Consider the following 12,574-nt stretch of genomic DNA (forward strand, 5'->3'; position numbering starts at 1 on the left):
ACGGCTAAGGCACATCGCGCACGGAATCTCCGGCACGACTCACTTCGTATCCGAGCAACCGCTCGGCCTCTTCGATGCCACCCTGCAGGTCGCCGACAGCATTCATCTTCGACAGGTCGAGACCGATGGTGACCAGCGTCAGCGCGATCTCCGACGACAACCCCGTGATGATGACGTTGGCGCCCATCAGACCCGACGCATCGACGGTCTGCACGAGGTGATTGGCGACCGTGACGTCGATCGTCGGTACACCGGTGATGTCGATGACGACGACCTTCGCGCGGTTGGCACGGATCGCACGCAACAACTGCTCCGTGAGCTGCCGCGCTCGCTGACCGTCCAGCACACCGATGATCGGGAGAATCAGCAACTGCTCGCGCACCTGCAGCACCGGTGTCGACAGTTCGCGAATAGCCTCCTGCTGCTGCCGGATGATGCGTTCGCGTTCCTGAACGAAGCTGACGCCGACCGTGTTGGCGATGCGGTTCGCAGCAGGCTCGTACGCATCGAGCACCCGATTGAGCAGTGTGAAGTCCGATTGGTACTTCTCGAACAGGGAGCGGGCGAGCACGTCACGCAGCAGCAGCACGATGCCGAGAACCTCGTCGGTCTCGACGCCGCGAGGGATGATGCGTTCGGAAAGGTCGCGCGCATACGCCTGCAGCGCCTCGACGCTGCCGGTCTCGAGCACCTCGACGTAGTTGTCGTACACCGACGTCGCTTCGGAGAAGAGTTCCTCCGGCGTCATGGCGGTCAACAACTCGGCCGCGGTGATGCGTCGAGCCCACTCTTCACGAAGGATGGTTCGATTCTGCCGAAGGTGCTCGACCAGTTGAGGTAACAGTGCCTCGCTCGACACAGCGGTGTCGATCGACCCAGCAGCGGACATCGGACCTCCCAGATAGCTGAACAAAGCTGCGGTGAGCCTAGTCGACGCTGGTCAGGCCATGCGGCTGATTGTTCATCGATTCGCATCCGTCGGCCGTGACGACGACGATGTCTTCGATCCGCGCCCCCCACTGGCCCTTGAAGTAGATGCCCGGCTCGATGCTGAACGCCATGCCCGGTTCGAGGACGAGGGTGTTGCCGGCAACGATGTACGGATCCTCGTGGACCGAGAGCCCGATGCCGTGGCCGGTGCGGTGGATGAAGGCGTCCGCCAATCCTGCCTCGGCGAGGACGTTGCGTGCAGCGGCGTCCACGGCCTCGGCAGTAACTCCGGGACGGACCGCGGCGACTGCGGCTGCCTGCGCCTGCGCCAGAACCGCAATTCGTGTCGAGGCGTCATCGCCCGGATCGCCGACCGAGTAGGTCCGGGTCGAATCGGAGTTGTAGCCGGGTTCGACCGGACCGCCGATGTCGACCACAACCACGTCACCTGCCTCGATGCGACGATCGGATACCTCGTGGTGCGGATCTGCGCCGTTCGGTCCGGATCCGACGATGACGAACTCCGCTTCGGTATGGCCTTCGGCCACGATCGCAGCTTCGATGTCCGCCGCTACCTCGGCCTCGGTCCGCCCCGCGACGATCCACTCCGCCATCCGCGCGTGCACCCGATCGATGGCGGCGCCCGCTCGGCGCAACGCCTCGATCTCGTCGGCGTCCTTGATCATTCGCAGTTGCCGCAACACCGCGGTGGCCAGTACCGGAGTCGTTCCGAAATTCGAGGCGAGCGGGAGCAGATGCAACGCGGGCATCGCGTCGGTGACCGCGGTCGCAGGCTTGGGTGGCAACACCGAACCTGCGAGCAGATACGGGTCGTCACCGTCCACCCAGTCGAGTACCTCGAGACCGAGGTCGGCGGTGGCCGAGCCGCCGAGTGCGGCCAGTTCCATTTTCGGCACGACGATCCGCGCGCCGGACCCGTCCGCAGGTATGACGAGACAGGTCAGCCGCTCGAACGACTCCGCCCGCGAACCGAGCAGGTACTGCAGGTCGGGGCCGGGGGTGATCAGCAGACCGTCGAGACCGGCTGCGGCGCTCAGCTCAGCGGCGCGGGCTAGTCGCGTGGCGTAGACGGCACTCGGAAAACGTGCGGAATTCGTCATGGCCACAACATTAGTCACCAGGCGCCGCGCCATCACCTCGACTCGGTTGGCAGGATGGCGGTCATGAGTGGACGACTGATGTTGCTGGATGGCGCGAGCATGTGGTTTCGGGCGTTTCACGGCGTCCCGGACTCGATTGTCGGACCCGACGGTCGACCGGTGAACGCACTGCGCGGCTTCACCGACATGGTCGCGCAGTTGATCACCCGACAGGCTCCGACGCGGCTGGTCGTGTGTCTCGACTTCGACTGGCGTCCCCAGTTCCGTGTCGACGCCATACCGACCTACAAGACGCACCGACTCGCACCCGACGGCGCCGCGACCAACACCGAGGAAGTGCCGGACCTGCTAGGCCCACAGGTAGCGATGATTCACGAAGTGCTCGAAGCCGCAGGCATCGCGACCGCGGGCGCAGTCGGATTCGAAGCCGACGACGTGCTGGGAACGCTTGCGACACAGGAGAAGACGGACGACGTCGTCGTCGTCAGCGGCGACCGCGACCTGCTGCAACTCGCGAGCGACGAACCGAACTCCGTCAGGGTGCTCTACATCGGCCGCGGACTCGCGAAGGCCGAACTGTTCGGTCCCGCCGAGGTTGCCGCGAAGTACGGCGTACCCGTCGAGAATGCAGGCGACGCCTACGCCGATCTCGCGACCTTGCGCGGTGACAGTTCCGACGGCCTGCCCGGCGTCGCAGGCATCGGCGAGAAAACGGCCTCGACCCTGATGCTGCGGTTCGGCACGATCGCCAAGCTGCGTGCCGCCATCGACGATCCCGACTCCGACATCGCCCGCGGCGTCAGGGCGAAACTCGCCGCCGCTACCGACTACCTCGACGCGGCGACCATGGTCGTTCGCGTTGCCAGAGACGCCGAGATCGTTGCCTCCGGTCCGGATCTGCTGCCGCGCGAACCGGCCGATCCGGCGAAATTGGACGAACTCGCCGTTCGCTACGGCGCGGAAAGCTCGGTAGCCCGACTCGTCGCCGCGATGCGAAACCGCTAGCAAACACAAAGCCGCCGACACGTTCGTGTCGGCGGCTCCTGTGTCCGGTGCAGGTTGGCTGCCTACTTCGGTCGGCCGACCTCGTACTCACCGTCGTCGTTGGTGAACGTCACGGTGACCTTCTTGTCTTCGCCGTCGACACTCACGTCGCATTCGAAGGTCGCGTCCTTCTCGACCTTCTGATCCGCTGGGCAGGAAACGTTCTCGACGTTCTCGGCACCGTAGTTCTCGGTCAGAATCTTCTTGACGCCTTCTTGTGCGGCATTCTGATCGAGCGAGGAAGATCCGAGCAGCAGCACTGCAGCAACGATTGCGCCGATGACGACGACCGCCAGGATGCCGAGACCGATGAACAACGGCGTCTTCGACTTCGTGCCTGACGTCGCGGGTGCGCCGGGAGTTCCCCACTGGTTGCCTGCAGGCTGCTGCTGGCCACCCCATGCCGGCTGCCCTGGCTGCTGGCCACCCCATTGATTACCCGCAGGCTGCGCTGGTGCACCCCACTGCGGTTGCCCGGGCTGCTGAGCTCCCTGGCCCCACTGGGCCCCACCCTGCTGTCCCCCGCCCTGACCCCACTGGGGCTGGCCTGCGTCGGCACCCTGCTGTCCCCACTGACCACCGGTGGGCGCCTGCTGGGTCGGCGCCGCGCCCCATGCGGGCTGACCGGGCTGCTGCGCCGGCGGCTGTTGCTGACCGGGCCACTGCTGACCTGGCTGCTGAGGCTGGCCCTGCTGGCTGCCCCACCCTTGACCCGGATTCTGCTGGCCACCGGACGGGGTATTGAAGACTCGTGTGGCGTCGGCGGGACCGCCTTCACCTTCGGGAGTGCTCGGCTGCTGTTCGCCGCCGGGACCCCATCGTTCGTCCGGACCGCCAGGCCCATATGGTCCGCTCATCTCTTCGCCTCCACTCGCATCGCACTGTCGTAAACACGGTAGCTCCCCACCCGGCACCGGAGTCGGATAGCGAAGGGAATCAAATCACAATCGACGCCGCTACGCGGCGTCCACGGCCACGACACCACGGCGAATTGCCCGTACTGCCTTGGCCGCAGCTCCACGTATCTGTGGATCCTCGGCCGTGTTGTGCAGCTGATCGAGCAAATCGATCACCTGCCTGCACCACCGTACGAAATCGCCTGCAGACAACGCCTTACCTCTGTCACCGGCGGCGATCAAGGCGTCGACCAGTGGCTCACCGCGTGCCCAATTGTAGATTGCCGCGACGAAACCGAGATCGGGGTCTCGGGTGAGCGGCAGTTTGTGGCGGACTTCGTCCGAGCGCAGCTCGCCCCACACCCGAAGTGTCCCGGTGAGCGCATGGCGGACAGCAGTGGTCGGACCCGTCACCATCGGGTAGCCGCCTTCTTGCCTCGACTCGAAGACCACGCTCGACGCGACCGCCGCGAGTTCTTCGGGGGCGAGCCCGGCCCACAGTCCCTGCCGCAGACATTCGGACACCAAAAGGTCGCTCTCCGAATAGATTCGGCCGAGCCGTCGCCCGTCTTCGGTCACCGCACCGGCCGCGATGTAGCCCCGCTCGCCGAGGAGGGCGAGAATCCGATCGAAAGTCCGAGCAAGCGAATTCGTTGTCGCAGAGACCTTTTGACGCATCGACTCGGTCTCGCGCGCAAGTCGACTGTAGCGCTCCCCCACGCGGGCGAGCTGATCGCGATTGGGCCAGGTATGGCAGGGGTGCGAACGCAGCGCGCGGCGCAACGTCGCAAGCTCCCTGTCGTCCGCGGCTGGCGAACTGTGCTTACGCCGACGACCGCTCGGCGCGGTGATGCCGGTACTGCGAAGCGCCGACGCCAGGTCCTTCCGCGCACGCGCGGTCCGGTGATCCACATGTTTGGGCAGGCGCATCCTGCCGAGTGCTTCAGCGGGCGAGGGGAAGGCGGCCGCCGAGATCCGGCCCGCCCATTTGTCCTCGGTGAGCACGAGGGGACGTGGGTCACCGGTATCGCCGTCGGCCTCGAGGACGACGGCCAGACCCGAACGACGCCCAGCGGGTATCGCGATCACGTCGCCACGTCGCAACACCGTCAGCGCGGCGACCGCCGCACCCCGAGTGTCGGTTCTGCCCTGCTGCGCCAACAGTCGTTCCCGCGCGCGAATACGTTCTCGCAGTTGCGCGTACTCCAGATATTCGCTGCCGTCACCGCCGAGTTCTTCGCGGAGTTGCTCGAGATCGCGGACGTTTCGATCGATTCCACGCACCGCGCCGACCACGGACTTGTCGGCCTGGAACTGCGCGAAAGACCGCTCGAGCAGCGCACGTGAATCGTCGGCACCCATTCGGTCGATCAGGTTGATCGTCATGTTGTAGCCGGGGCGGAACGAACTCCGCAGCGGATAGGTCCGTGTCGATGCGAGACCCGCAACTTCGGTTGCGTCGAGGTCGGGATGCCAGAGGACGACCGCATGCCCTTCGACGTCGATGCCGCGTCGGCCCGCACGACCGGTGAGCTGGGTGTATTCGCCAGGCGTCAGATCGGCGTGGGTTTCGCCGTTGTATTTGACCAGTCGCTCGAGGACGACGGTTCTGGCGGGCATGTTGATGCCGAGCGCGAGGGTCTCCGTCGCGAAAACGGCGCGGACCAAACCCTTGACGAACAACTCTTCGACCGTGTGCCGGAAAGCGGGCAACATACCAGCGTGATGGGCCGCGAGGCCACGTTCGAGGGCGTCGCGCCACTCCCAGTAGCCGAGCACATCCAGATCGGCTTTCGGCAGTTCCGCCGTGTGCTTGGCAATCACGGACGAGATCTCCTCGACCTGTTCCGGCGTCGTCAGCTCCAGCCGGGACCGCAGACACTGGTTCAACGCGGCGTCGCACCCGGCTCTACTGAAGATGAAGGTGATCGCGGGCAGCAAACCTTCGTCGTCCAGCTTGGCGATCACGTCGGGACGTGAGACCGGTCTGAAGTTCTGCCGCGGATTCGAGCGGCCGCGGCCACCGGAACGACCCGACTGCTCCCAGGACCCGCTGCGTTCGAGTGCCCGCTTCTGCTTGAGATGGCGGACGAGTTCCTGATCGACGACAACCCCGGCATTCGGGCGCCCAGCCTGGGCTTTGGTGTCGAACAGATCGAACATCCGCTTGCCGACGAGGATGTGCTGCCACAGCGGGATCGGGCGGGTCTCGTCGACGACGATCGTCGTGTTCCCTCGCACGGTCTCCATCCAGGCGCCGAACTCCTCGGCGTTGCTGACCGTCGCAGACAAGCTGACCAGGCGAACGTCTTCCGGCAGGTGCAGAATGACCTCTTCCCACACGGCGCCACGGAACCGATCGGCAAGGAAGTGGACCTCGTCCATGACAACGAACGCGAGACCGCGCAGCGCTGTCGACGACGCGTAGAGCATGTTGCGCAGCACTTCGGTCGTCATCACGACTACAGGCGCATCCGGGTTGATGCTCTGGTCGCCGGTCAGCAGCCCGACCGACCCACGCCCGTAGCGCGCGGTCAGGTCCGCGAACTTCTGGTTACTCAACGCCTTGATCGGTGTCGTGTAGAAGCACTTGGTTCCTGCCGCGAGTGCGAGATGCACCGCGAATTCACCGACCACGGTTTTACCCGCACCCGTCGGCGCGCACACGAGCACGCCGTGGCCGTTTTCGAGCGCTACGCAGGACTGCACCTGGAACGGGTCGAGTGGAAAACTCAGCTCGGCCGCAAAAGCCTCTAGTTGGGGTCCGCGGGTATCGATGCTCACCTCAGATGGTGTCCGAATAATCCGAGCGGGGTTCGGCATCGGCGACGGGGTCGGGACTCGGCAGCGGAGACGCCTCGTCGTCGTCGAGGTCGCGCCAGTTCGCGGCGCCGTCGCGACGGGCTTTACGCCTGTCGTGGATGCGGCCGATCTGAATGGCGACCTCGAGCAGCAGCGTCAACGCGAATGCGAGAGCCAGCATCGAGAACGGATCCTGGCCAGGCGTCGCGAACGCGGCGAAGAGGAACATCGTGAAGATCAAACCGCGTCGCCAGGCCTTGAGACGTGTGTAGGGCAGCACGCCGACGAAGTTCAGCCCGACGATCAGCAACGGTATCTCGAAGCTGACGCCGAAGATGATCAGCAGATTGATGATGAAGCCGAAGTACTGGTCGCCACTGAGCGCCGTCACCTGGACGTTGTCGCCGATCGTCAACAGGAAACCCAAAGCCTGCGAGACGACGACGTAGGCGAGAACAGCGCCTGCAACGAAGAGCACGGCTCCGCAGGTCACGAACGACACCGCGTAGCGTCGTTCTTTCGCGTAGAGACCCGGGGTGATGAACGCCCAGATCTGATACAGCCAGATCGGGCACGCAAGCACGATTCCAGCGGTCAGACCGACCTTGAACCGCAGCATGAACTGCTCGAACGGTCCCGTCGCAAGAAGTCGGCAGGCGCCGTCGACGCTCAGATCCGCGCGCGACTCCGACGGCAGCGAACAGTACGGACCGCGAAGCAGCTCACCGAGACTTTCCAGCCCGATAATCGAATGCGAGTACCAGTAGAAGCCGAAGATGCTGGTGAGGATGACCGCTGCGATGGATACAAGCAGTCGGGTGCGCAGTTCGTAGAGGTGATCGACCAGCGACATCGTGCCGTCGGGATTGGTTCTACGTTTACTGCGTCTCGGGTCGAACGGGATGCGCAAGTTCGCCTGTCTCCTGCTCAGCGCTCAGCACGGGGCAGCCAACTCACCCCGACTGTTGCGGTATCGGGCGGACTAAGCCGATCTGGGATCCGAACGCTCCGACGCTGTGTACTGCTGCGGCGGTGCGACAGGGGGAAGCTCGGTCGGTGCTGGAGCAGGGGTGGGATCTGCCTGCGCGGACTGATCCTTGCTCTCGCTCTGCATTTCCTTGACTTCGCTCTTGAAGATCCGCAGCGACCTACCAAGACCACGCGCGGCGTCGGGCAGCCGCTTCGAGCCGAACAGGATCACGACCACAATCGCAACGATCACCCAGTGCCACGCGGAAAGGCCGCCGGTCATGTCTACCTCCGAAAGTCGTGTGGAATCGATGCTACCGGACCGACGAGGACCCAGCGGTGACCGAACCTGGGAGTTTGCCGCCCGTTCAGGTGGACACCTGCGTCATCGGACCGGCGCCGACTTCCCCGACGCCTTCAACGTCTTCAACAATTCGGCGCCCGACCAGTGCCGTCTGCCACCGTTTTCGGCGACTTTGATCAACTCGGTCAACCGCGCGTTCACCGGCGCGGTTCTGCCCACCTGCTCGCCGAGCCGGACGACCTCGCCGCAGATGTAGTCGATTTCCGACTTCCGTCCGAGTTCGAGGTCGTCGAGCATCGAAGTCCGCGCCAAAGGGTCTATTTCCAGTACGGATTGCGCCACGCCCTTGAAAAGGAAGTTCGACACTCCGAGCAGCCGAGCCATGAGGGCAGGCGGTACCGAGGTCAGCCGAGCCGGTCGGATGCCTGCCGCCTTGAGGATCGCAAGCGCCTCCAGCTGTGCCATACCGATGCACTTGCGGTACTTCCGTTGTGACAGTTCCTCTTTCAGCGGCACTCCGGACAGTGCGTTGATCGGATTGTTCAGGTTGAGCAGCAGTTTCGCCCACATGACGCGGGTGAGGTCGGCCTCCCTTAGCAGCGGCAAACCGGCATTGCGGAAGGTCGACGCGAACCGATCGAGCGCCGGATGGTCGCTGACAATGATTTCGCCTTCCGTGCCCTGGTGGAATCGGCCTTCACCACGGTGGGAAACGTTGTACATCACCATCGAGGACAGGACGATGCACTCGGGCAGATGTTCGCGCAGCACGTCGGCGTTGCGGACGCCGTTCTGCAGCGAGATCACCACAGTGCCCGGCCTGACCAGCGGCGCGAGTGACCGACCTGCTTCGTCCGTCGATCCGGCCTTTACGGTGACGAGAATCAGATCGGCGCGCGAGGCGCGGTTCGGTGCAGTGTCGAACCGAAGTTGAGCAGGGCGGACCTCGATATCGGCGCCGTGCAGGTCGGTCAGATGCAGCCCATGGGTCGCGACTTCTTCGACTATCGCCGGACGACCGACAAGAGAGACCTTCGCGCGCGCACCAGCGAGCCTGCCCCCGACGTAACAGCCGATATTGCCTGCACCGAAAACGCAGATCTCGAAATCGTTTGCCATCAGAGCGCCTCGAGGTCAACGTAAGCGGCGAGTGCGGCGCCTGCCCGTTCGCGCAGCGACGCGACGAGTGCGGGTGGATCGAGGACCGTGATTCCGGAACCGAATCCGAGAACCATTCGGGCCATCCAATCGAGCGTGGCAAATCTCATCGTCGCCTCGATGCTCCCGTCGTCGTTGAGTGCAAGCTGATTCATCGGATAGTGGTCGAGCACCCACACCGAATCGCTCGCGATCTGCAACCGTGCCAGAGGAAGCGCCGGGTCGTCGCTGAACAATTCGAGCGCGGACTGTTCTGCCATGGCGGCTGCGGGCGGGCGGGCCTGCTCGTCGAGTTCGTTCGCCTCGTCGATCCTGTCGAAGCGAAACAGCCTGACCCCCTCAGCATGTCGGCACCACGCCTGCAGATAGCTGTGATTGTCGACCAGCACGATACGAATCGGATCGACGACACGCTCGGAGATCGCATCACGGCTGGCCGAGTAGTACACCAGCCGCAGCGCATGGCCGTGGTTGAGCGCGGAACGCACGGTGGCTACAGCTGGATGTTCGGGCAGTCGGACGCCACGCTCCTCGCTCGTCGACTCCTGGTCGCTGTCGGCATCGTCGCTGTGCCGGGCAACCGCTGCGGCTCCGGCGGCCGACTCGATCTTTGCCATCGCACCCTGGGCAGCGGTCGGGTCGACCATTCCTGGCATCTCCACGATCGACCTCAACGCCACGAGCAACGCGGTTGCCTCCGTCGACGTGAGTCGCAACGGTCGATCGATTCCGGCCGAGAAGGTGACCTCGATACTTTCCTCGGAGAACGAGAGGTCGATCAGGTCGCCGGGGCCGTAGCCGGGCAGACCGCACATCCACAGTTGATTCAGATCGTCCATCAACTGTTTGGTTGTCACACCGAGCTCGACGGCCGCTTCCGCCGCGCTGATTCCGGGATTGGCGATGAAGTACGGAACCATGTTGAGCAGCCGAGCAAGCCGCACCGACAAACGGGCGCTCATCGGCGAGCCTCCGTGTGCGTGACGCCGGCAACCGCACGCAGCCGCTCGACGACGTCGTCGCGTAGTTCGGTGGGGGCGATCACCAGTGCGTCGGCACCGTGGCCGGTGATCAGCCGCGCGACCCAGTCCCACGTCCGCACCGGAATTTCGAGAACACTTCCCGATCGTGCACCGATCCGGCGTTCTTCGATTTCCCGGCCGAGGCGTCGAAGTTCGTGCGCACGACCGTCTGCTACCCATACCGTCGCCGTGCCCGCTACTCCGGCGATGCCGGTGACGCGATCGACGATGTCACGCAGATCGACGTTGTCGGGTTTGTTCACCGCGTCGACGGGTCCGTACGCGGCAACGTCGTCGCCGATCCTGGAGAGCCGGAACGTACGCACGGCGTCACGATCCAGATCATGTCCGACGAGGTACCACCGCCCGCTGTGGGTGACGACACCCCACGGTTCGACATTGCGCCTGCGAAAGGGTTCGTTCGCGGCGCTGCGGTGCTCGAAGCGCACGGCACGACCCGAATCGATCGCGGCGAGCAGTTTGCCGAGGGCAGGTTCGGAACCACGGGTGCGCGCTGGGACGGGCGTGACGGCCGCGGCAGCGGAGTCTTGATCGACCTGCACACCCGCTGCTCGGAGTTTGAGCATCGCGCTCTGCGCTGCTGCCGCCAACTCGGGTGATTCCCACAGCTGCACCGCGACGGCGACCGCTGTCGCCTCCTCACTGGTGAGGTCGATCTCGGGCAGTTCGTAGGCGGCGCGGCTGATGCGATACCCCTCGACAGTCGAGAACCGCGACGAGGCACCCGTTTCGAGGGGCACTCCGAGATCGCGAAGTTCGTTCTTGTCGCGCTCGAACATGCGACTGAACGCTTCGTAACTTGCCGAATCGTCGTATCCGGCAACGCTGTCCCTGATTCGTTCCGCTGTTAGGTACTGCCTGGTCGAGAGCAGCGCGATGACAAGATTCATCAACCGCTCGACCTTGGAAATCGCCACCACGACAGGCTAGCGTCCTCGGGCCTACATACTCGCGATGAGCCGCTCGACCCGCTCGTCGACCGATCGGAACGGGTCTTTGCACAGCACGGTGCGCTGCGCTTGGTCGTTGAGCTTGAGGTGCACCCAGTCGACGGTGAAGTCGCGACCGGCCTCCTGAGCGGCGGTGATGAAATCACCACGCAGCTTCGCGCGTGTCGTCTGTGGCGGTGTGTTGACCGCGTCGTCGACCTGATCGTCTTCGGTGACCCGCTTCGCCAGACCTTTACGCTGCAGGAGGTCGAAGACGCCGCGGCCGCGCTTGATGTCGTGATAGGCGAGGTCGAGCTGCGCAATCTTGGGATCGGACAACTCCATGCTGTAGCGATCCTGGTAACGCTGGAACAGCTTTCGCTTGATCACCCAGTCGACTTCGGTATCGACCTTCGCAAAATCCTGCGCCTCGACGGCGTCGAGGGTCCGCTCCCACAGGTCCATGACCTGGTCGATCTGCGGGTCGGCGTCGCGCGTACGGACGTGCTCGACCGCGCGGGCGAAGTACTCGCGCTGAATATCGAGCGCACTTGCCTGACGGCCGCCCGCGAGACGTACCGGTCGCCGACCTGTCAGGTCGTGGCTGACCTCGCGGATCGCGCGAATCGGGTTGTCGAGAGCGAAGTCTCGGAAGGACACGCCTGCCTCGATCATCTCGAGCACCAGCGCTGCGGTTCCGACCTTGAGCATCGTCGTCGTCTCGGACATGTTCGAGTCGCCGACGATGACGTGCAGGCGGCGATACTTTTCCGCGTCGGCGTGTGGTTCGTCGCGTGTGTTGATGATGGGCCGGGATCGGGTGGTGGCGGAGGAAACGCCTTCCCAGATGTGTTCGGCGCGCTGTGACAGGCAGAACGTCGCTGCCTTCGGAGTCTGCAGCACCTTGCCTGCACCGCAGATCAGCTGACGGGTTACGAGGAACGGCAGCAGCACGTCGGAGATGCGCGAGAACTCTCCCGCGCGGACAACGAGGAAGTTCTCGTGGCAGCCGTAGGAGTTGCCTGCCGAATCGGTGTTGTTCTTGAACAGGTAGATGTCGCCGCCGATACCTTCTTCGGCGAGGCGTTGCTCGGCATCGATGAGCAGCTCTTCGAGGACGCGCTCGCCCGCACGGTCGTGGGTCACCAGTTGGACGAGACTGTCGCATTCCGCGGTCGCGTATTCGGGGTGACTGCCGACGTCGAGATACAGCCGAGCGCCATTGCGTAGGAACACATTGGAACTGCGTCCCCACGAGACGACACGCCGGAACAGGTACCGGGCAACCTCGTCCGGACTCAGCCGGCGATGGCCGTGAAAGGTGCACGTGACCCCGAACTCGGTCTCGATGCCCATGATTCGTCGCTGCACAGTTCGA

Annotated in this window: 11 protein-coding genes; 1 reads left to right on the forward strand and 10 read right to left on the reverse strand. The window is 64.4% G+C overall.

Annotated features, from left to right (window positions below; genetic code table 11):
• Nucleotides 1–4 precede the first annotated feature (4 nt).
• Nucleotides 5–889 carry an STAS domain-containing protein gene (locus ACHIRB_RS03455; protein ID WP_395116064.1) on the reverse strand — a complete coding sequence of 295 codons (885 nt, stop codon included), beginning with the start codon at nt 887–889 and terminating at the stop codon, nt 5–7.
• Nucleotides 890–926: 37 nt separating this feature from the next.
• Nucleotides 927–2,051, reverse strand: coding sequence for a M24 family metallopeptidase (locus tag ACHIRB_RS03460; RefSeq protein WP_395123402.1), 1,125 nt, complete (start codon nt 2,049–2,051; stop codon nt 927–929).
• 63 nt (nt 2,052–2,114) lie between these two features.
• Between ACHIRB_RS03460 and ACHIRB_RS03465 the strand changes: the two genes are divergently transcribed.
• A complete protein-coding gene (locus ACHIRB_RS03465; RefSeq protein ID WP_395116060.1) occupies nt 2,115–3,056 on the forward strand; it encodes a 5'-3' exonuclease in 942 nt (313 codons plus the stop codon).
• 62 nt (nt 3,057–3,118) lie between these two features.
• Here the strand turns inward: ACHIRB_RS03465 and ACHIRB_RS03470 are convergent, their stop codons facing one another.
• From ACHIRB_RS03470 to pafA, 8 genes are all read right to left on the reverse strand, one after another.
• Complete coding sequence (locus tag ACHIRB_RS03470) at nt 3,119–3,952, reverse strand: DUF4333 domain-containing protein (RefSeq protein WP_395116058.1); 834 nt, start codon at nt 3,950–3,952, stop codon at nt 3,119–3,121.
• Between the two features lie 99 nt (nt 3,953–4,051).
• Nucleotides 4,052–6,814, reverse strand: a complete 2,763-nt coding sequence (locus tag ACHIRB_RS03475) for a DEAD/DEAH box helicase (protein WP_395123401.1) — start codon at nt 6,812–6,814, stop codon at nt 4,052–4,054.
• Nucleotides 6,777–7,703, reverse strand: a complete 927-nt coding sequence (gene tatC / locus ACHIRB_RS03480) for a twin-arginine translocase subunit TatC (RefSeq protein WP_395123400.1) — start codon at nt 7,701–7,703, stop codon at nt 6,777–6,779. The genes ACHIRB_RS03475 and tatC overlap by 38 nt, the downstream gene beginning before the upstream one ends.
• Before the next feature lie 72 nt (nt 7,704–7,775).
• Nucleotides 7,776–8,045: a Sec-independent protein translocase subunit TatA gene (gene tatA / locus ACHIRB_RS03485; protein WP_199701432.1), complete on the reverse strand. Its 270-nt coding sequence runs from the start codon at nt 8,043–8,045 to the stop codon at nt 7,776–7,778.
• Nucleotides 8,046–8,147: 102 nt separating this feature from the next.
• A complete protein-coding gene (locus tag ACHIRB_RS03490) occupies nt 8,148–9,185 on the reverse strand; it encodes a 2-dehydropantoate 2-reductase (RefSeq protein WP_395123399.1) in 1,038 nt (345 codons plus the stop codon).
• A complete protein-coding gene (locus ACHIRB_RS03495; RefSeq protein ID WP_395123398.1) occupies nt 9,185–10,186 on the reverse strand; it encodes a helix-turn-helix transcriptional regulator in 1,002 nt (333 codons plus the stop codon). Before ACHIRB_RS03495 ends, ACHIRB_RS03490 begins: the two co-directional genes overlap by 1 nt.
• Complete coding sequence (locus ACHIRB_RS03500) at nt 10,183–11,184, reverse strand: helix-turn-helix transcriptional regulator (protein ID WP_395123397.1); 1,002 nt, start codon at nt 11,182–11,184, stop codon at nt 10,183–10,185. Before ACHIRB_RS03500 ends, ACHIRB_RS03495 begins: the two co-directional genes overlap by 4 nt.
• 24 nt (nt 11,185–11,208) lie before the next feature.
• On the reverse strand, nt 11,209–12,567 hold the full coding sequence (gene pafA, locus ACHIRB_RS03505) for a Pup--protein ligase (protein ID WP_199701424.1): 1,359 nt from the start codon (nt 12,565–12,567) through the stop codon (nt 11,209–11,211).
• Nucleotides 12,568–12,574: the final 7 nt, after the last annotated feature.

Source organism: Antrihabitans spumae (genome assembly GCF_043944905.1).
GTDB lineage: Bacteria > Actinomycetota > Actinomycetes > Mycobacteriales > Mycobacteriaceae > Antrihabitans > Antrihabitans spumae.